The organism is Arthrobacter sp. 05T423 (assembly GCF_056396245.1).
In genome coordinates this window covers 128,885-149,030 of sequence record NZ_JBFTLC010000008.1, presented here as the reverse complement: position 1 = coordinate 149,030, position 20,146 = coordinate 128,885, and the positions used below count along the sequence as shown (strand labels likewise).

At 63.7% G+C, this 20,146-nt stretch carries 17 protein-coding genes and 1 pseudogene; 8 read left to right on the top strand and 10 right to left on the bottom strand.

Translation table 11 applies throughout. From position 1 onward, the window contains the following. The 3 genes and pseudogenes from AC1DFE_RS09180 to AC1DFE_RS09170 all read right to left on the bottom strand — a co-directional run. A pseudogene (locus AC1DFE_RS09180) lies at positions 1-233 on the bottom strand (amino acid permease); the annotation flags it as partial. Positions 234-333: 100 nt separating this feature from the next. Beyond that, entirely contained in the window at positions 334-1,266 is a 933-nt protein-coding gene (locus AC1DFE_RS09175; RefSeq protein ID WP_476905575.1) for a glutaminase, read from the bottom strand. Next, a complete protein-coding gene (locus AC1DFE_RS09170) occupies positions 1,263-2,861 on the bottom strand; it encodes a PucR family transcriptional regulator (RefSeq protein WP_476905574.1) in 1,599 nt (532 codons plus the stop codon). The genes AC1DFE_RS09175 and AC1DFE_RS09170 overlap by 4 nt, the downstream gene beginning before the upstream one ends. A 203-nt stretch (positions 2,862-3,064) precedes the next feature. Between AC1DFE_RS09170 and AC1DFE_RS09165 the strand changes: the two genes are divergently transcribed. After that, the gene (locus AC1DFE_RS09165) at positions 3,065-3,724 is read left to right on the top strand and encodes a cyclodeaminase/cyclohydrolase family protein (protein WP_476905589.1); all 660 of its coding nucleotides are present in this window, start codon (positions 3,065-3,067) and stop codon (positions 3,722-3,724) included. Between the two features lie 424 nt (positions 3,725-4,148). Here the strand turns inward: AC1DFE_RS09165 and AC1DFE_RS09160 are convergent, their stop codons facing one another. Together AC1DFE_RS09160 and AC1DFE_RS09155 are read right to left on the bottom strand one after the other, a co-directional pair. Beyond that, entirely contained in the window at positions 4,149-4,898 is a 750-nt protein-coding gene (locus tag AC1DFE_RS09160) for an MBL fold metallo-hydrolase (protein ID WP_476905573.1), read from the bottom strand. A 254-nt stretch (positions 4,899-5,152) separates the two neighbouring features. After that, positions 5,153-7,078 carry a transketolase gene (locus tag AC1DFE_RS09155; protein WP_476905572.1) on the bottom strand — a complete coding sequence of 642 codons (1,926 nt, stop codon included), beginning with the start codon at positions 7,076-7,078 and terminating at the stop codon, positions 5,153-5,155. 363 nt (positions 7,079-7,441) lie between these two features. On the opposite strand from AC1DFE_RS09155, the gene AC1DFE_RS09150 reads away from it, so the two are divergent. Further along, positions 7,442-7,870: an alpha/beta fold hydrolase gene (locus AC1DFE_RS09150; protein ID WP_476905588.1), complete on the top strand. Its 429-nt coding sequence runs from the start codon at positions 7,442-7,444 to the stop codon at positions 7,868-7,870. 121 nt (positions 7,871-7,991) lie between these two features. Further along, complete coding sequence (locus AC1DFE_RS09145; RefSeq protein WP_476905571.1) at positions 7,992-8,165, top strand: alpha/beta fold hydrolase; 174 nt, start codon at positions 7,992-7,994, stop codon at positions 8,163-8,165. A gap of 144 nt (positions 8,166-8,309) precedes the next feature. On the opposite strand, the gene AC1DFE_RS09140 is transcribed toward AC1DFE_RS09145, so the two are convergent. Then, complete coding sequence (locus AC1DFE_RS09140) at positions 8,310-9,764, bottom strand: GntR family transcriptional regulator (protein ID WP_476905570.1); 1,455 nt, start codon at positions 9,762-9,764, stop codon at positions 8,310-8,312. 169 nt (positions 9,765-9,933) lie between these two features. On the opposite strand from AC1DFE_RS09140, the gene AC1DFE_RS09135 reads away from it, so the two are divergent. After that, positions 9,934-10,086, top strand: a complete 153-nt coding sequence (locus AC1DFE_RS09135) for a hypothetical protein (protein WP_476905569.1) — start codon at positions 9,934-9,936, stop codon at positions 10,084-10,086. 219 nt (positions 10,087-10,305) lie between these two features. Here the strand turns inward: AC1DFE_RS09135 and AC1DFE_RS09130 are convergent, their stop codons facing one another. Then, the gene (locus AC1DFE_RS09130) at positions 10,306-11,460 is read right to left on the bottom strand and encodes an epoxide hydrolase family protein (protein WP_476905568.1); all 1,155 of its coding nucleotides are present in this window, start codon (positions 11,458-11,460) and stop codon (positions 10,306-10,308) included. Between the two features lie 46 nt (positions 11,461-11,506). Here AC1DFE_RS09130 and AC1DFE_RS09125 point away from each other — a divergent pair, with 46 nt between their 5' ends. The 4 genes from AC1DFE_RS09125 to AC1DFE_RS09110 all read left to right on the top strand — a co-directional run bounded on the left by AC1DFE_RS09125 (position 11,507) and on the right by AC1DFE_RS09110 (position 15,276). After that, positions 11,507-12,472: a helix-turn-helix transcriptional regulator gene (locus tag AC1DFE_RS09125; RefSeq protein ID WP_476905567.1), complete on the top strand. Its 966-nt coding sequence runs from the start codon at positions 11,507-11,509 to the stop codon at positions 12,470-12,472. Positions 12,473-12,838: 366 nt separating this feature from the next. Then, positions 12,839-13,198, top strand: coding sequence for a PadR family transcriptional regulator (locus AC1DFE_RS09120; protein WP_476905566.1), 360 nt, complete (start codon positions 12,839-12,841; stop codon positions 13,196-13,198). Further along, positions 13,198-14,547 carry a permease prefix domain 1-containing protein gene (locus AC1DFE_RS09115; protein ID WP_476905565.1) on the top strand — a complete coding sequence of 450 codons (1,350 nt, stop codon included), beginning with the start codon at positions 13,198-13,200 and terminating at the stop codon, positions 14,545-14,547. Before AC1DFE_RS09120 ends, AC1DFE_RS09115 begins: the two co-directional genes overlap by 1 nt. A gap of 426 nt (positions 14,548-14,973) precedes the next feature. Beyond that, positions 14,974-15,276 (top strand): DUF4193 domain-containing protein, encoded by a 303-nt coding sequence (locus AC1DFE_RS09110; protein ID WP_476905564.1) that lies wholly within the window; start codon positions 14,974-14,976, stop codon positions 15,274-15,276. Between the two features lie 401 nt (positions 15,277-15,677). Here the strand turns inward: AC1DFE_RS09110 and AC1DFE_RS09105 are convergent, their stop codons facing one another. The 3 genes from AC1DFE_RS09105 to AC1DFE_RS09095 form a co-directional block, all read right to left on the bottom strand. Further along, complete coding sequence (locus tag AC1DFE_RS09105) at positions 15,678-16,055, bottom strand: helix-turn-helix transcriptional regulator (protein WP_476905563.1); 378 nt, start codon at positions 16,053-16,055, stop codon at positions 15,678-15,680. A 571-nt stretch (positions 16,056-16,626) separates the two neighbouring features. Continuing rightward, entirely contained in the window at positions 16,627-17,091 is a 465-nt protein-coding gene (locus AC1DFE_RS09100) for a phage tail protein (RefSeq protein ID WP_476905562.1), read from the bottom strand. Positions 17,092-17,628: 537 nt separating this feature from the next. Then, on the bottom strand, positions 17,629-20,019 hold the full coding sequence (locus AC1DFE_RS09095) for an ATP-binding cassette domain-containing protein (protein ID WP_476905561.1): 2,391 nt from the start codon (positions 20,017-20,019) through the stop codon (positions 17,629-17,631). Positions 20,020-20,146: the final 127 nt, after the last annotated feature.

Sequence of the window (20,146 nt, the reverse complement as noted above, 5' to 3'; positions counted from 1 at the left end):
CAGACGGCGTAGGCGATGACCAGGGACGGCCCGGCGGCGTTGAGCCGGCCGCCGGCGCCGAGGAACAGGCCGGTTCCGATCGCGCCGCCGATGGCGATCATCTGGATCTGCCGCGGCTTCAGGCTCTTGTGGTAGCCCTTGTCCTCGGCGTGGAGGGCCGCCTCCGAAGCATGCGCCTGCGGCGGGACAGCCTGCTGTAAAGCAACCTCGTCATTGGGGTTGTTGTTAGGCATGGAGTTCCTTTCGATCCGGGGATAGTTCTGACCGGTTAGGGGGCATCAGGTGGAGGAATGGGTGCCGGTCCGACGCAAGCGGGGACGGCTGGGCGGTCAGTTAGAACACCGACCAGCCGGTGCGGTCGGACAGATCTGCGAGCGCAGCGCTGCCCGCAAGGGAGTTGCCTTTGGCGTCCAAACGGGGGCTCCATACGCAGATGGCGCAGTGACCGGGAACGATCACAAGGATGCCTCCGCCCACACCGCTCTTTCCAGGCAATCCGACGCGGTAAGCGAATTCCCCGGCGGCGTCGTACATGCCGCAGGTCAACATGATGGAGCCAATGCGTTTCGCTTCGCTTCGGGACACCACCGTTCCATGGGCTCCGCGGCCGTCGTGGGCGAGGAAGAGGCCGGCTTTGGCCATTTCCACGCAGGTCATCATGATGGAGCACTGGCGAACATAGTTTTCCACCACTGCCTCGGCGGACTGCCTGAGGTTGCCGAAATCTTTGAGGAAGTGGGCCAGTGCCAAGTTGCGGCTGCTGTTGGAGAGTTCGCTGGCCGCAGCCGCCGCGTCGATGAAGGGACCTGCTTGTCCTGTCTGTCCGGTGAGAAAGCTGAGGAGCGCGGCGGCGGCGTCGGGGGTCTCTTCCATCAGGTGGTCGGTGACCACCAGGGCGCCGGCATTGATGAACGGGTTCCGCGGGATGCCGTGTTCCACTTCCAGCTGAACCAGGGAATTGAAGGCAGTGCCGGAGGGTTCGCGCAGCACCCGGGACCACAGCGTTCCTGGGCTGCCCCGGCGGAGCGCCATGGCCAGCGTGAACACCTTGGAAATGCTTTGGATGGAAAAGGGGACATCGGCGTCGCCTGAGGCAAAAACGTCCCCGGCTGCGGTGGCAACAGCTATTCCAAACGTGTTGAAGGGGACCTTGGCCAGGGATGGGATGTTCGCCGGGACGGAGCCGGCTTCCCTTTGTGGCCTGTGGCTGCGGACGAGGTCATCGAGCATCGGGCCCAAAGGCGGAGCATCGAGTGTCGTGGTCATTTCCTGCCTTGAAGTTCGTTGTGCGTGCAGGCCCATTCCTGGACGTGCAGCAGTGCCACCAGCGCATCACGGGGTTTGCCGAAATCCAGGCCCGTGACCCGGGCGGCCTTGCTGATTCGGTAGTAGACGGTGTTCTTGTGCAGTGCCATCCGTTTGGCGCACTCGGCGACGTCGAGTGCGCAGTCGAAATATATGCGGAGGGTTTCCGCGAGTTCGACGTCGTCCTGCAGCAGGGCGGTCAGGCTCCGGTGGCGGAATGGGGAGGACGCGAACCTCCGGACGGCGTCACGGAAGAGGATTTCGGGCTCGAAGTCAGTCACCGTGGCTACGGTGGTGGCAGTGGAGGCTCCGACGCATTCCAGCAGCGCCTCGGTGATCGGGGTGGCCGAGTGGAGAGTCAACAGATCCGGTGCCACGGGGCCGACGGCAGCGAAGGGGCTGATGCCCAGGTGCTTGGTTGCGTCCCGGACGATGGATTCGGCCAGGCTCCGGAGCCCCGGTTCCGCCGACGTGGACACCAGACCCGGAACGATGATCGCAGTGTCGCCCTTGTATTGCCCGACGACCGCGGACGCCTTGTAGGCGGCCGCATGAATGGATGCCAGGCTGGCGAGCTCACCATGCTTCAATGCAGCATCGTCGGCCTGGGTGTCGGCGAGGGACATCCCTATCAGAATCAGTGCGGCAGGACGCTCCGCCGGGATTTTCGCGCTGCGGGCACTGGCAGCTGCCTCCGCGGCGCCGGACAGAATCCGGGCAATGCGGTCCTCGCGCATGTGCACGGACTGCTGATTGCGGTAACGGATCAGCTCGGCGGAGGCCCGGGCCGCGGATCCCGTCAGCACGTAGTCCACGTCGGCTGTGAAGCCGTCCCCGGTTTCCTGAAGCCAGATGTAGCCCATGATCCGGTCGCCGGCGAACAGCGTGATGGCCACGCGCTCCCTCAGGCCGTCCTGCGGTCTGGCCGGCACACGCACAGGGAGCCGGGTTCTGTGCAATTCCCGGTAGGCACCGAGGTCCTTGAGCAGCAGTTCGTATTTCCGCGGGCCGCGCCGGGCCAGGATGGACGCCTTCCGCAGTTCGTCGATGTCGTTCGAGACGGTGGAGTAGGCCAGGACCTTGTTGGCGGCGTCCTCTATGACCACATGGCTGGAGGTCAGGCGTGCGGTGGTCTGGGCGATGGCAAACAGGTCCTCTTCCAGCAGCGTCAGCACTTCGCTCTGGTAACTGCGCGGCTGGATCCGGTCCTTGGCGATGGACAGGAGCCGGTCCCAATCGGCAGCCGGGTCCACCAGCAGCAGTCCGGTGCCCGCGGCGCCAAGCAGTTCCTCCGCGTCGCTCAGTTCATCACGGTTGCCCTTGACCGCCACAACCGGCGGCGGGTTCTTCAGGAGCCGGCGCAGCGCCGGCAAAGCCGAGCGGCCGCGGACGCCGATCAGCAGAACAAAGGCCGCTCCGGCGTCGGGTATTTCATCGTCTGCATCGACGATCAGAAACCTTTCAACCGCCGAACGCTCGGGGGCAGGCCGCAGGATGAGGGTCGCAAAACCCAGGGGGAAGTCCGAAAGGATGTCGTCCACCGTAACCGCGGCCATGGTTTCCTTCTGCGTCGATCCGACCGGACGGCTCTGTCCGGTCTCCTCATGGTATCGAGCCGGTTTCGCACAAAATATGTGACAGGATCCAAACGGGTTTGCTGGTTTTCGGTTCGCAGTCCAATGCGCCGGATATCCGGTTGTCGGGGCTGGTCATCCTGATCGTGCAACGGGTGAGTGCAGAGTGGGGCACACTTGGTGCCATGGGTGATGATTCGCAGGCAGTTACGACTCAGCGTTCGACGGTTGAGGACTGGACGCAGGCACTGGCGGAGTCCGTTGGTTCCCCGGGCGGCGGCGCCGGGGCAGGCGTGATGCTTGCCATCGCCGCATCGCTAGCGTCCATGGTTGCGGGATACACGGAGGCTGACGGTCAGCAGCGGCAGGAGCTGTCGGATGTCAACGCGCGGGTGCATTCGCTGCGGGAAGCCGCCCTTCGACTGGCCGATGAGGACGCCTCAGCATCCGAGGCTTTTGGCGCCGCGTTCCGGCTGGATCCGGGGCCGGAACGGGAGGACGCGATACACCGGGCATCCGTTGACGCCGCCAAGGCTTCTGCCGTGCTCGGCGAGCGAGCCATCGATGCCATTGCGGACCTGGAGTGGCTGGCGTCCAACGGGAACCCGGCCCTCATTGCCGACGTCGTGGTCGCATTCGGGGCCCTGAGGGCAGCGGTGACCGGGGCGCGGATCAACGTGAGTTTTGATCTCGCTGCGCTTACATCCGCGGGCCGCACGCCCGATGATATCCGGGAGCAGCAGCCGGGCCTGTGGTCGACCGTCGAGAACCTCGACGCCGCAGTTAACCGGATAGACCGGCTGACTGTGGGGCTCAATCAGCGTGCCGCCCCCACTGTTGATTAGGAGGCAACCCCATTGGCGCGAATTGACCCTCATAAAACGGGCCGTGGGAACTAGCCGGCCACGTGGTCAGGTCCGGGCAAGGGGAAAACACTGTGGCCCAGTGCCGAGCCGAATATTTCCCGGTGTTCACAACCGGAGGCCTGAATCCAAAACAGTTCCCCTGAAGGCGTTACAGCCTCGACCTGGCCAACGCGGATGACCGTTCCTGCTTGTTCTACCCTGACCTTTTTTCCCACGAGCTCGCGCGCGTCATGGGCGCTCCCTTTATCTGTCCCCGGCGTCACTGTCGGCGGCTCCTTCTCTTTGAACTGCGGTGGCCTGGGCCCGCATGAGGCAGACTCATAAATGAACGTAATTCATTTTATGCGATGAAGGCCGTTATTCATAGCGGCCGTGCCTGCAGGTGCCCTGGCGTGGCTGGGAACTAGCCCCGCACCGCTGCCAGCGCGTCGGCCAGAGGCATGGCGAGAGCGGACCCATGGCCCGGCAACACCACCACGGCATCGACTTCGTCCAGGCGGTGGGTGACCGCGAGCGCCTGTGCAGAGTCGGCGTGGAACATGGGGTGCAGCATCTGCGGTCCATTTTTTCGGCCCAGGGGATGGCCGCTGACAAACGTGTCACCCACCGCTATCACCCGTGCTTCAGGAAAAAGGATCGCGCCATTGCCGGGTGTGTGCCCGGGCAGCAGAATGGCATCAGGCTTGCCGGGGAGGCTCCGCAGCGCGTCGGCGGTCCAGGCTTGGGCGCCGGTTGCCGGCTTAGCTTTGAGGGCTCCCGCCTTGATGGCGTGCGCCATCCAGCGGAAGACGCGGGGCCGCCAGGCGCGGACGATGACCTGGCCTAACGTGACCTGGTGTTTCTCCTTCCCTTGGACGTGGGCCAACTCTTCCGGGGCACACAGGATGGGCGTTCCGTAGGTCTCGGAGAAGTAGGCCGCCGAACCGGTGTGGTCCACGTGGCCGTGGGTGATGAGCATTGCCTTGGCGTCGGCCGGCCGCAGGCCCAGATGGCGGATCGACTCAAGGACCAGAAAACGGTCGGAGGGATAGCCGCTGTCGATGAGCAGGAATCCGGTCTCGTCGCGGACCACGATCCAATTTGATGCGGGTCCTTGGACGAAAAAGACGCCGGGGGACGGTTCCGATGTTCTGGCGGGGGTTTGATGCTTCACAATGCACATCCTAGCCACCGGTGGGCGCACCCCGGGTCCGGGCCATCCCGCTTATCGACACCGAAGCAGGGGACTATCTCAACCAGGTTTACGGTGGCGCCGACGCCTTCCTTTTTGGCCGGCGGACGTATGAAATCTTCGCCGGCTACTGGGGAGTGATGCGCCATCCCAGCACGGCGGCTGACCACGTCCCGGGGCATCACCATCCAGAACTACCGGCCTCGCGGCCGTCCGGAGTATGCCAAAAGTGGATCCTAGGGTCTTTCGTCCCGAAGAGCCGAACCATCAGGGCCGATGAGGGTCCCTGCCTTAACCAGTTGCCGAGCTGCCTCGGCGATGTGTTGGGCGTCAATGCCTGCCCAAGCGAGGAGCTCCTGCCCGGTTCCGGACCCCGGCATGCCACGCACGGCCAGGTGCTGAATGGACAAATCACTCGGTGGTGACATGAGTAATGCGTCCTTGACGGCTGATCCCAAGCCGCCCTCCGGGTGGTGGTCCTCGGCGATGATGACGCGGCCCTGTGTCTCGCCAGCGGCGGTGAGCAGCGTTTCTGCGTCTATGGGCTTGATGGAGTAGCAATCAATGACGCGAGCCTGGATTCCTTCACCGCCCAGGATTTCGGCCGCCTTGAGTGCTTCATGAAGGGTAATCCCCGCCCCTATGAGGGTGACGTCGTCGTTGTCAGAGGATTTTAGGAGCTTGGATCCGCCCACAGGGAACTGCTCTGCAGGGCTGTACAGGACGGGGTAGGCGCCGCGCGTGGTGCGGAGGTAGCTGATGCCTGAGGTTTCTGCCATGCCTTGCACAAGGGCAGCAGTGCTGGTGGCGTCGGCAGGGTAGAGGACAGTCGAGCCATGCACGGCACGGAACATGGCCAGGTCCTCCAGCGCCATCTGGGAAGGGCCGTCGGCACCAATCTCGACGCCGGAGTGAGAGCCGCAGAGGCGAAGATCGGCGCCCGAGATGGAACCCATGCGGATGAAGTCATGGGCGCGGGTGAGAAATGCCGCAAAGGTGGAGGCGAAGGCCTTATATCCACGGGTGCTGAGTCCCGTTGCGGCGGCGATGAGCTGCTGCTCGGCGATGTACATCTCGAAGAACCGGTCGGGGAATGCCTTGGCGAATTCGTCGGAGTGGGTCGAATTGCTGACCTCACCGTCCAGGGCAACAACGGTGGGATCGCTCCCACCGAGTGCTGCCAAAGCGTCGCCATAGGCTTTTCGCGTAGCGACCTTATCGCCTTTTTTGTAACCGGGAAGGGTTGCGCCGGGAGCGTCGATCCCTGCTTTTGACCCTTCTTGTGGAACAGGCCCGCGCAAGGTCAGCGACCTTTGACCGCCCAGTTCAGCAATCGCCCTGTCAGCCATCTCGGGTGGGAAGGGTTTCCCGTGCCAATCCGGGCTGTCTTCGATCTCGGCGAAGCCCCTGGCCTTGATGGTCTTGGCGAGGATGACAACGGGCTTGCCTTCAGGTGCTTCTGCCGCAGTAGAGAAGGCTTCGTCAATCATGCCGAGATCGTGACCATCGATGATTACGGCCTGCGCGCCGAAAGCTTGGACCCGCCGAGCGTATGACTCCATGTCCCAACCGAGTTCGGTCTCGCCGCGCTGTCCCAGCCGGTTTACGTCGACGACGGTGATCAAGTTTGTGAGGCCGTAGTGGGAGGCTTTGTCCAGGGCTTCCCAGACGGAGCCTTCCGCCATTTCGCTGTCGCCACACAGTACCCACACCCGGTAGGGGAGCCGGTCAAGATATTTCCCCGCGAGGGCCACGCCTACGCCGTCGGGAAGCCCCTGCCCCAGCGAACCCGTAGCGAAATCTACCCAAGGCAGCACCGGCGTCGGATGGCCCTGCAGGCGCTGGCCGAAGCGGCGGTAGCCGGTCATGAGCTCGTCATCAGAGACGACGCCGACGGCTTTGAACACGGAGTACAGCAGGGGAGAGGCGTGGCCTTTCGAGAAGATCAGGTGATCGTTGGCGTCCAGGTCCGGGGTGTCCCAGTCATAGCGCAGATGACGGCTAATGAGGACAGCCAGCAAGTCTGCGGCAGACATACTCGACGTCGGATGGCCGGATCCGGCGGACGTGCTCGACCGGATGGAGTCCACCCGAAGCTGCGCAGCGAGTTCAGCGACCTTTGAGAGGTCGGAGCCGAAGTTTTCCTGGTTTACCGAGGGCATGGCGGTGTCCTTCGTCGATGAAACTTGCCGGACCCCTGCAGAGTGCCCCCGAGAGGGGGAGTGAGTCAAGACTCTTGGCAGGTTCTCCTCGGCGGGCGGTAAGGCGATCTGGCTGTGGGGGAGCCTGCAACTCATGCACTCCATGCTGGACACCGGCGTCGTTGACGAAGTCCGGATGCTGGTCTGCCGGTGTCACGCGGCAAGGGAACGCATCGCACGCCGTCCCTGACTACCACTGACAAAGGCCCAGATTAGGCTGGCGCGGTGGAGTACAAAGCACGCGATATACCAGTACATTATGTCGAGTACGGTGACGGGGCTCCGATCCTGGTATTACACGGTGCAGGCGTGGACCACCGAGAGATGGTGGGTGCCATGGAGCCGATATTGGGCGAGCTATCTGATTGTCGGCGCCTTCACCCGGATCTGCCGGGCATGGGGCAGACGCCGGCATCCAGCAGGCTGGAAAGTGCCGATGACGTTCTGGACCTCTTGCTCGCGTTTATCGATGGCGTGATCGGTCATGGGCAGTTCCGGCTCATGGGCCACTCCGCCGGGGCGTATTATGCCCGAGCCATCGCCGGCAGGCGACCGGAGCAGGTGACAGGACTCGCGTTGATCTGTCCGTTGAGCGAGAACGTTCGGAATCTTGCCGCGCACCAGGTCTGCAGGAGTCGGTCCATCCGGGCGAGACGCTCAGTCCGGCCGAGGAGGGCGTATTCCGCGACTACTTTGTCGTGCAGACACAGGCCACGCTGGAGCAATATAAGGAGTACGTACTCCCCGCCCTAGACCTGGTCGACGAGGCCGGACTCGAACGGATTGGCCGACACTGGCTGTTCAGCAACAGTCCCGAAGGCGGCGCCCACCCTATTCCGGCCCTGCGCTTATCGTCACCGGACGACAAGACTCCATGGTGGGGTACGCCGGCCAATGGGATCTGCTCGAGCACTATCCACGGGCTACTTTCGCCGTGCTGGACCGCGCCGGTCATGCGTTGCCTCACGAGCAGCCCGGCCTCATCAAAGCGCTGATCACCGAGTGGTTTGACCGCGTGCGGGAACATCGCCTTGGCGTCGATGCATGAATTCGACGGTCGTAGCGGCCTGGTATCGGCCGTCGTCGTCATTGGGCGTGAAGGTTCACCCGGGCAGGGTAATGGCCGCGGCCGTACCCAGTTCCTGATGCGATTAAGGGGTCGCCTTCGGTCGGTAAAGCGCCATATTCAGACCTAGATCTGCTGCTGGGCCTGCTCTGCGTCTTCTCCGGCGATTCCGATGCAGAGCCACCACGGGACTCCCGGAAGGGCTCGTCGTGCGACTTGAGTGGTTGCCGAGATTGTTCCACCAACGAAGCGGCCTGTGTTCGTTGCGATAATCGCTCCATGCTGGTCAGCGATGCAGGTGTTCGGCGGCAACGGCCTCAGGAGGGGCTCGAACGCGCTCTGGAGCTGACTGACGCGGATATCGGCAGCGACGGCTCCCACATAGTTTCCGGCTATGGTGACTTTCTTGCTGAAGCTGATGATGTTCTCGTTCGTTCCGCTCGCATCCACGTACGCGTGGCTGGTTTGGATAGTGGTGTCATCGGCGGTATCGTCGGGGCGCCACGGCGCGGTGTCGACATCGTAGAGGTCCATGTCGATGTAGAGCCGCTGTGGCGATTCTGGACCCGCTGGCGTATAGCACCAGGCAATCCAGCTCTCACCGAAGTATGACTGGTCGGCGATGAAACCGGTTCCGTACAGCAGTGGAACGCCGATGGCCACTGCCCTTCGGGCCGCACCATAGATGTCCGAGTCGGCCCTATCTCTGCTTACTCCGGACCCGATGGTGGCACGGACCGCTTGCTCGAGCTCGCGCATTGATGTGGCAGCGGTTCCGTAAAACATCGCGGCAAGTGATTCGATAGCTGCCACAGTGTCGTCGACGGAGGCCGGATGGTGCGGTGAGTCGGTCGGTGCACGGTCCAGCTCCATTCGTTCGTCGATGACCAAGTTCATATCCCGCCGGACGTGTTCCTCAGCGAGCGCTCGGGCGCGAACGGCGTCACCGTTCCTGATCGCCTCGACGATCTTGGTGTGGTCTTCTGCGGCCGCGTCCTTATGGCCGGCCGGGTCTACCCAGACTAGTGGGCCCACCTCGGCCTGCAGTGCCACTTCCTGGCGGGTGAGTCTCACTGACCCTGAGCTGGCCGCGAGCTCGATGTGAAACTTGCTGTCCGCTCGGATCGCGTCCGCCGGATGCTCGCAGTTTTGGATCTCGACGGACATATAGGCCAGGCGTCCCATCGAGAGGCGATGCGACCGGTTAGCAGCCGCGGCGGCGGCGCTGCCGGCCAAGAAAGCGCGGTACTCCCTCAAATCCCGCAGGTCTTCTAGAGAATAAGCCGCAAGAGAGTGGCGTTGCACGCGGGCGATGTCCCCGGTATTGGCCTTGACGAAACTTCCGCCGCCTTTGCCGCGTCGGGTCTCCACAAGGCCCAGCCCGCGCAGCTCGGCCAGTGCAGCTCGCAGTGTAAGTGTGGAAACGCCCATCGTGGCCGCAAGATAGCTTTCGCTGGGCAGCTGGGAACCGTCTTCGAGCACTCCGAGTTCGATGGCATGCCTAAGGCGGCGCCCCACTTCCTCGCCTCGGTCCGCATTCTCCAAAGGGGCGAAAGCGAGCTGCTCTTTCCAAGTAACCACGGAAGCCTCCAGAACAAGTGACATTTAACCTTGAATGTCTATTGACCTTTATCAATGAAGGTCTAAGGTTAAGAGTATCACTTGGGAGGTCGGGAGGGTGTAGGAGCCGAACAGTCCTGACGGTGGTGACGATCCTGATACGCAAGGGCCAATTCTGAAAGGAATGACGATGACACGCGAAGAAGCTTTCGCCAGGTGCACGCCGGACTCGTATGTTGAGTTCTACGGAGGTCGATGGCTCGTCGTGCCGTTCGCCCAGGTGGAGCAGCCGCTGTTCTTCGTTTGCGCCCCGCAGGCGCTCCGCAGTAGTCGTCACGCTTGAGCCGGGAGACTCCGAACAGCTCATCCCTGTGGGCCGCGTCCATTGCCGCAGATACGCGTTCGTGGATTGCTGGAGCAGCGTCAGCTGGTTGTGCCAGTCGCTAAGCATCTGAGCATCATCCGGGGGCGGCGGTGGAGGAGGGCTGCGACCCTGCACGGATGAGCCTGTGCGCCGAACACCGTCGCAGCCGACCTGATCGAGGTCGGTGGGGCGGTGGTTTCAGCGCAGCTTGCCGAAGAACTCGCGGACGTCGCCGATGAGCAGGTCGGGGGCCTCCATGGCGGCGAAGTGGCCGCCGCGGCCGAATTCGGACCAGTGCACGATAGTGTGTTCGAGCTCGATAGTGCGCCGGATCGACACATCCAGGGGGAACACCGCAATCCCGGTCGGCACCGTGGAACGCTCACTCGCGCCCCAGGATCCGGCATGCGCGCTCTCGTAGTAACTGTTGGCCGACGACCCGGCGGTGCCGGTCAGCCAATAGAGCATCACGTTGGTGAGCAACAGATCCCGGTCCACAGCGTCCTCGGGCAGTTCGGCGGCCGGATCGGTCCATTCCTTGAACTTCTCCACGATCCAGGCCAATTGGCCGGCCGGGGAGTCGTGCAGCCCGTGCGCCAGGGTCTGCGGCCGGCTGATCTGCATCATCATGTAACCGGACTGCTCGGTCTTCAGGTACTGCAGGTGCTCCAGTCGCGCCCGCTCGGCCTCGGTTAGTTCCGCCACCTCGTCCGGGTTGACCTCGGTGAATGCGGCGAGCCCGTTCGCGTGCACGCCAACGACCTTGTGGGGGTTGAGCCGGCCGAGCCCCGGAGAGATGACGGCGCCGGTGTCGCCGCCCTGGGCGCCGTAGCGATCGTAGCCGACTCGGTTCATCAGCTCAGCGAACGCCCTGGTCACCCGGTTGATGTCCCAGCCGGCTTCGCCGGTCGGTCCGGAGAACCCGCTGCCGGGGATCGACGGGATCACCAGGTGGAACGCGTCCGCCGGGTCGCCGCCATGTGCCCTGGGGTCGGTCAGTGGGCCGATGACGTTCAGGAACCCCGCGATCGAGCCGGGCCAGCCGTGGGTCAGGATCAGCGGCAGCGCGTCCGGCTCGGGCGAGCGCACGTGCATGAAGTGGATGTTCTGTCCGTCGATCTCGGTGGTGAACTGCGGGTACTTGTTCAGCTCCCGCTCGTAGGTGCGCCAGTCGTAGCCATCACGCCAGTACTCGGCCAGCCCCTTGAGATAGCTCGCCGGTACCCCGCGGCGCCAGCCGACATTGGGCAGGTCCGCGCCCCACCGGGTCCTGGCCAGCCGCTCCCGCAGGTCGTCCAGGTCAGCCTGGGGAATGTCGATGGTGAAAGGCCGAATCGCGCTGTTGTTATCCATACCGAAAACTCTAGGAGCCGGTTAGGTCAGCTTTGGTCCTAAGCTGATGCTTACTTCAACCATGTGGGAAACCTCGGCACGGCTGCTGCAATTGCTCTCCCTCCTGCAGGCCCGACGCGACTGGCCCGGCGCCGAACTGGCCGAGCGGCTGGAGATCAGTCCACGCACCGTTCGCCGCGATATCGACCGGCTGCGGGGCCTCGGTTACCCCGTGCTTGCCACCGCGGGGACCGCCGGCTACCGGCTGGGTGCCGGCGCGGACCTGCCGCCGCTGCTACTCGACGACGACGAAGCCGTCGCGGTCGCGATGGGCCTGCGCACGGCCGCTGGCGGTTCGATCACCGACATCGAGGAGACTTCATTGCGGGCCCTGGCCAAGCTCGAACAGGTACTGCCGTCCCGGCTGCGCCATCGGATCAACGCCCTGCAGTCGGTGACGGTGCCGATGGCCAACGCCGGCCCCACCGTCGACCCGGGCACCCTCACCGCCATCGCCGCCGCCTGCCGCGACTCGCTCCGCCTGCGCTTTGATTACCGCACCCACGACGGAACCAGGGGCATCCGCACCACCGAGCCGCACCGGCTGGTGTACGCGGGCCGGCGCTGGTACCTCGTCGGCTGGGACGTTGACCGCCAGGACTGGCGCACCTACCGCGTGGACCGCCTCGAGCCGCGCACGCCAACCGGCCCCCGGTTCACCCCGCGCACCCCGCCAGACCCCGATATCAGCGGCTACACTTCGCGGGCGATCGCCAAATCCGCCTACCGCTACCACGCCCAGTTCACCCTGCACGTTAGCGCCGAGACCGCGGCGGAGCGGATCGCCCCCACCACCGGAGCGCTGGAGCCGATAGATGAGCACAGCTGCATCCTGCGGGCCGGGTCCAACTCGCTGGACGAGCTGGTCATCTACGTGACAACCAAAGGGTTCGACTTCCACGTGCACGAACCCCCGGAGCTTGTTGAGCACGTCAGGACGCTGGCAGCCCGACTCGCCGGTGCGACGGATTAGTACCGCGGTGGGATCGGCGACGGAAGCTTTGCCGTCTCTGGCCATCCGGTCCTCGCCGGAGGCCACAGCGTCACGGTAGACGGTGTAGTGGACCATCGCGTCGGGACGGACGTCGATCACGACTCCCGTGTCGAATTTAAGGCAGGCAAAGAAGTCGGGCGCGCGCGAGGCCTGGGGAGTGACTCGGGAAGGGTACTGCTTCCGGCGAGATACGCAGAGTCCTACTGGTGACCCCGCGTATTCAAAGCTGGCGAATGCTTGACGCGATGGGCCGACATGCGACGGTCATGTGCTCGGCTTGGCGTCGATATCTATACCTAGAACTACTAGGCCTGATACCCTTCAGTTCTAGGTATAGGAGGCGCCTTGCGCATTGATAAAGATCTGGTAGCCGCTTCGGCAACGCCCCTTGTGCTGGGCATCCTGTTGGACGGGGACCTGTATGGCTACGCGATCCTTAAGCGGGTGAGCGAGCTCTCGGGCGGCGGCATGCAGTGGACCGACGGAATGCTCTATCCGCTACTGCACCGGCTGGAGCGGCTCGGGTACGTCTCCTCGCTCTGGGGCACGTCTGAGGTCGGGCGCCGCCGCAAGCACTACGCCATTACCCCGGCGGGGCGGGACGTCCTCGCCGACCGGCAGCAGCAGTGGGCGGTCGTCGCGGACGCGCTGCGTCAGGTGTGGCAGACCGCTCCGGGGCCTGCGGTCGCTGAGGGATGGGCGTGATGGCGCCGCACGCGGAGCTGGAGGCCCAGATCGACCGGTGGCGCGGATACGTTCAGCGGAACCGGGCGATTTCCCTCGCTGATGTGGACGAGCTGGAGGACCACCTCCGCGGGCAAATCGCCGACCGTCAGGCAACCGGTCTTGATGACGAGGAGGCCTTTCTCGTCGCTATCAAGCGACTGGGGAACCTCGACGCCGTCTCACGTGAATTCGCCCGCGAGCACTCCGAACGGCTCTGGAAGCAGCTCATCCTGATGCCGGAGGGCTCCGATAACCACAATGCGACACCGTGGCGCGAGCTGGTCCTCGTTCTCACACTCGCCGTCGGTGCGGGTGCGGCGGTCAAGGCCGGCTTCGCCTGGATCGACGACGGCGCGGCCCTGACGCGCAACCTGGGCCTGCTCACCTTTCCCTTCCTCGCCGCGTACTTTGCGTGGAAGCGGCGCATCACCGGGGCAGTGGCGGCGGCACTGATCGTTCCGTTTGCCGGCCTCGCGGTCGCACTCAACCTCTACCCGTTCACCGCATTCGGCGCCACCGGGACTCTGGCCGCCCTGCACGCCCCGGTCATTCTGTGGCTGCTGACCGGGCTGGCCTACGTCGGAGGAAGATGGCGGTCCGGGAGGCGCCGCATGGACTTCGTCCGATTTACCGGCGAACTCGGGGTCTACTACACACTGCTGGCGCTCGGCGGCGCCGTCCTGATCGCCCTCACACTCGCGACCCTCCGGAGTATTGGCATCGACTTCCAGCCCGTCCTGGACGACTGGATCCTGCCCATCGCGATGCCCGGCGCTCTCCTGGTCGCCGCCTGGCTGGTCGAGGCCAAGCAGCAGGTTATCGAAAATATGGCCCCCGTCCTCACCCGCGTATTCACTCCGCTGACACTTGCCATGCTGCTGGTCCTGCTGGCAGTGCTTGCCACCGCGGGCGGCTTCGCGGGCATCGACCGCAATCTGCTCATCCTCATGGACGCCATCCTCATACTCGTCCTCTGCCTGCTGCTGTATTCGATGTCCGCCCGCGACCCGCTCGCCCGTCCTGGACTCTTCGACGCTCTGCAGTTGGCCCTCATCATGGCGGCCCTTGCACTCGACGCCGCGATGCTGACCGCGATGCTCACCCGGATCGCCGAATTCGGCTACAGCCCGAACAAGATCGCCGCACTCGGCCTGAACCTGCTACTGCTTGTGCACCTGCTCCGCGCCGCCTGGCTCGCCGTCGGATTCCTGCGCGGCCGGCTCCCGTTTGCGGCGGTCGAGCGCTGGCAAACACGCTACCTGCCGATCTACGGCGCCTGGGCAACGGTCGTCGTCGTGGTCTTCCCGCCCGTCTTCGGCTTCATCTAGAGGTAGGGGAGCGATGCCCTGCCAACAAAGGTTGTGGGCGGCACGTCACGCGGGTTACCGGCGTTCCTCGCTGATGCAGCACCCATTACTGGCAACTGCACCATCGGGAACGACGTAAGAGGCACCATGAGCGTCGACAGCGGGTCATCCTTAGTCGTGAGGATGAATCGCACTTTGCCGCCCAGACTAAGCGGTCACCGCAGCAGTGCAACAGGTACGGAAACTGCATCCGGCATACAGTTGGTTGTGCACCGATGAGGTCCGCTGTGCCCTGCTTCCGATGCCACAGGCGTTCCATGGACGCTGGCTTGTCTTGGCCGGCGCTGCCTCAGGGTCCCAGATACGGGAACAAGGGCGCATCGGTAAGCGTTGCAGTCTCGTCAGAAAAGAACATCAGAGAAAACAAGAGAAATGAGAAATACCTAAGTGGCAACTGATTACGACGAAGTCCGTTCCGACGTCAAGGAATCTCAGGACCGGTCGCTGGAGGCGTTGCAGTCTGCGAACGCTCCGGACGCCCGTAGCGTCGTCACGGAACTGGACGAAGCCGATGCGCTCGATGAAGGGCTGACCCCCGGGGGAGAGATCGTCTCCGAGGAGCTCATCGTACAGGTCATCCCTGAGGCCGCGGATGAGTTCACCTGCTATTCCTGCTTCTTGGTCCGGCACCGGTCCCAACTCGCGCGCCAGAGCAACGGCCACTCATACTGCATCGAGTGCGAAGGCTAGGGTCGCGCCCCCGCCGCTGCCAGCGGAGTGCGGTGAAACTGGTGGAGGTGCGGTGGAATTCCTGGCGGCCGACGCGTGGCGGTCGCGAATGTTCCTTATTCGCCTTCCCAGGGAGTTTCAAGGCCTGAATGGGCATACTGCATGTGAAGCTTCGGTCAACCGCTATTTGACCGGAGCTTCACCACTTTAAGGGCTGGCCGGCGACGCCGTCGATCACCCTGGCCCCACGGGCAGAACCAAGCGCGCCGCGTCATGGTCTCGGGAGCCAGACGACGGAGGAGGGCGACCTTGCATCTGATGCAATAATCACGGTTCAGTGGCATCCCTGACGTCTGAATTGGTCGCATTCCATGGGGATATTTGCTGCTGAGTCACTGAACGTCCCCTTGTGCTATCTGGCGTCAGCCGTTTGCAGGGCTTCTTTCCGGGGGACTGTTCCGGAGGTTGTTGTGTGTTCCTGGCGTATAACCGAAGGCGCGGTGGAAGACGTCGATGAAGGCGCTTGTTGATGCCCAGCCGCATTGGTGTGCGGTTTCCGTTACGGATGTGTCTTCGGCGAGCAGTTTGAGCGCGTGGAAGCGGCGCACCTGTGTCCGCCATTGCGGGAATGTCAGTCCCATTTCTGTTTGGAAGAGGCGGGAGAGGGTTCGTTCGCTCACCCAGGATTCGGTGGCCAGTGCGCTGAGCGGGCGTTCGTCGGCGGGGTTCTCCTGCAGGCTGGCGCATACCTTCGCGCTGACGTCCGCCGGACTTGACGTGCCCTTCTCCCTGCACGTCACCTTAGGCCAGGACTATCTGCCCAACCGTGTGCGCACGGCCAGCGGCGTCACCCTGGGCCTGACGGTGAGGGCCCGTTCGAGATTGAGGTCAGGAGTGCTTGGACTGTGGGGGAGTGCTTCCAGGGGATGATGCTCTCTGGCCGTTCCGCGGGACGGAGGACATCGACGATCCTGCCCGCTGTTGCCGGATCGGCAGGGCGGCGGACGCGGGGGATCAAGGCGAATTGATTCATCTGATGAGATACGCAGAGTACTACTGGTAGCAGCATTATTCGATTCGGAACCATTCGGCGCTCAGTTGATGGAAATCGCTCCGGATGCTTGGGATCCCTTCCTCTTTCAGGCCAGTACTCATCCCGCTGCCATAACGAGAAACGGGTGACCATGACTGCGCGCCGGCCAGCGGTGGGAGGAGGAGCGATCATGTATCAGATGCAATAATCACTGTTCTACTTTACATAATGCTGATTATCGGCGTTAAACCGACAGGGGTCGCCGCTTGGCCTCAGCCACCGGGAAAGCCCGTTCATGACCACAAAACGATATGAACGGGCTTTCTCACCTGACGGGCTCAGTACTCGCCTTTGATTACGAAGTAGGAACCGCGGATCACCCCGGCCAGTTTCGACTTCTGGCGCGCGAACTTGAAGCTTGACGCGAGTTCCTCGGGAACTTCCATGCCCTCGGAGAGCTTAAATCCAACTGCGCGCTTCGTGCCAGGCTCGATGCCGTACATCACGTTTACGGACAGGCCGGAGTCGTAGAAGACATATGCCATCCGGAGGCCGTCCACCTCAAACGAAGTAGCCTCCAGCGGCCGGGCCGAAAAGACAATGTCGCGCTCATCTGAAAGGACGCGGTTCACCCAGTCGAGTGTCTCTGGCGCCTCATTGGCGGGCCTGACGGTGAAAACGTGATCGTACTTGTTCTTGTAATAGCGCGCCTCGTTGGCACGAAGTCCAGCTAACGCTTCGGCCACTGGGGACGATTCCAGGCCCACGGTGGAAACATTCTGGAAGTCTACGGTGTATGGCATGCGCCCTCCTGATAGTGATTCATCACATTCTTACCCTAACGTTCGGCGGTACGACCGGACTTCTCTATTCCTGATCGATCGGTACGGCTCATCTGCCCGAAAATTACTTGACATAATGTGTCGGACGAAGCACCCGAACGCACCGCTCCTGCCACTCGGGCGCGGTGAACGGTGCGTGGAATAAGACGGTCACGTGTTCAGTCGTTGCGCGCGGGCAACAGTGCCTGCTTCTCCCCCGTTGGCCACAGGTGCCGCGACCGACCTTTCCGTCACCGGCTCGTGGGCGTAGTGGGCGTAGGGCTCCACGGGACCCCGCTGGGCTGAGGTGCCGCCTCGGCGCAACCGGGCCTAATTTGGCGTGTGGACGGTGGAGGGCGCTATATCCGGTAGGTCAGGCTCGTCTTTCCGATGCAAATTCATGTGGCTCCCCCATTTCTGGGTGCCAGGGCTGAATCCCTCCCCCCGGTAGCCCTAGGGATACCACCCCGGTTCATTGAGGCTTCAATAAGTTGATGTTTAAGGCCTCGCGCTGGCCTGTCAGCTGGCGCCGACGTAGGCTGCCAGGTGCTCGCCGGTCAGCGTTGAACGGCCGGCAACAAGGTCAGCCGGAGATCCCTCGAAAACGATTTTTCCGCCGTCGTGCCCGGCTCCCGGTCCGAGGTCGATGATCCAATCGGCGTGCGCCATGACCGCCTGGTGGTGCTCGATGACGATCACGGACTTGCCCGAGTCAACCAGCCGGTCAAGCAGGCCCAGCAAATTTTCGACGTCGGCCAGGTGCAGTCCCGTTGTCGGTTCGTCCAGGATGTAGACGTCGCCTTTGTCGGCCATCTGGGCGGCCAGCTTGAGCCGCTGCCGCTCACCGCCGGACAAGGTGGTGAGCGGCTGGCCGAGGGTGAGGTAACCAAGTCCGACGTCGGCGAGCCGGTCCAGGATCTTGTGCGCGGCCGGCGTGCGCGCATCGCCGTGCTCGAAGAACTCCTCGGCCTCGGCCACCGACATCGCCAGCACCTCGGCGATGTTGCGGCCGCCGAGCGTGAACTCCAGCACCGCTGCCTGGAACCGCTTGCCGTCGCACTCCTCGCACGTCGTCTGGACGGTGGCCATGACGCCCAGGTCCGTGTAAATGACGCCGGCGCCGTTGCACGTGGGGCAGGCACCTTCGGAGTTCGAGCTGAACAGTGCAGGCTTCACGCCGTTGGCCTTGGCAAACGCCTTGCGGATCGGCTCGAGGAGTCCGGTGTAGGTGGCGGGGTTGCTGCGCCGCGAGCCCCGGATGCCCGCCTGGTCGATCACCACCACACCCTCGCGTTTGGCGACCGAGCCGTGGATCAGCGAGCTCTTTCCGGAACCGGCCACACCGGTAAGGACGCACAGCACGCCCAGCGGGATGTCGACGTCGACATTCTTCAGGTTGTTCGTCGATGCGCCGCGGATCTCCAGCGCGCCCGAAGCGGAGCGCACCGACTCCTTGAGCTGCGCCCGGTCATCGAGGTGGCGGCCGGTGATGGTGTCACTCCCCCGGAGCCCGTCGACGGTCCCCTCGAAGCAGACGGTCCCGCCCCCGGTGCCGGCTCCGGGGCCGAGGTCGACGATGTGGTCGGCGATGGCGATGCTCTCCGGCTTGTGCTCGACGACGAGCACCGTGTTGCCTTTGTCGCGCAGCTGGAGCAGCAGCGCGTTCATGCGCTCAATGTCGTGCGGGTGCAGGCCGATCGTTGGCTCGTCGAAGACGTAGGTGACGTCCGTGAGGGAAGAACCGAGGTGGCGGATCATCTTGGTGCGCTGCGACTCTCCCCCGGACAGGGTGCCGGACGGCCGGTCCAGCGAGAGGTAGCCCAGCCCGATTTCCGCGAACGAGTCCAGAAGGTGCTGCAGCCCGGCAAGCAGCGGGGCCACGGACGGCTCGTCAAGGCTCCGGACCCAGTCGGCGAGGTCCGTGATCTGCATGGTGCAGACATCGGCGATGTTCTTGCCCTTGATCTTCGACGACAATGCTTCCTGGCTCAGCCGGGTGCCGCCGCAATCTGGACAGGTCGTGAACGTGATGGCCCGTTCCACGAACGCGCGGACGTGCGGCTGCAGCGAGTCCACGTCCTTGGACAGCATCGACTTCTGGATCTTGGGGATAATGCCCTCGTAGGTCAGGTTGATGCCCTCGACCTTGATCTTGGTCGGCTCCTTGTAGAGCAGGTCGTGGAGCTCCTTCTTGGTGAACTTGTTGATCGGCTTGTCCATGTTGAAGCCGGCCCCGCTGAAGATCCGGCCGTACCAGCCATCCATGCTGTAGCCCGGAATGGTCAGGGCGCCCCCGCCGAGCGACTTGCTATCGTCGTACAGCGCCGTCAGGTCAAAGTCGCTGACGTTGCCCATGCCCTCGCAGCGCGGGCACATGCCGCCGAGCCGGTTGAACGTCGCCTTCTCGGCCTTGGTCTTGTTGCCGCGTTCGACGGTGATCGCCCCGCTGGCCCTCACCGTCGGGATGTTGAACGAGTAGGCATTGGGTGAGCCGATGTGCGGCTGGCCCAGCCTGCTGAAAAGGATCCGCAGCATCGCGTTGGCGTCGGTCGCGGTGCCCACGGTGGAGCGCGGGTTGGCACCCATCCGCTCCTGGTCGACGATGATGGCAGTGGTCAGGCCCTCCATCACATCAACTTCAGGCCGCGACAGCGTCGGCATGAAGCCCTGCACGAACGCGCTGTACGTCTCATTGATCATCCGCTGCGACTCCGCGGCAATCGTCCCGAACACCAGGGAGCTCTTGCCCGAACCGGAGACACCGGTGAACACGGTCAGGCGGCGCTTGGGGATCTCAACGCTGACATCCTTGAGGTTGTTCACGCGCGCGCCCTGCACCCTGATCAGATCATGGCCGTCGGCGGTGTGGAGTTCCGATGACTGTGCGTCCGTCCTCGTCGTTATGGTCATCGTGTCTCCATCTGTTAAGCGGATAGTTGGCTGAGCCCGCCAGCTTCGCACACCATGTCTGATTCTTGTTCGTCGGCGCGGTCGGGGCAACAGCAAACGCGCATCACAGCCGGCGGGCGCAGCAGCT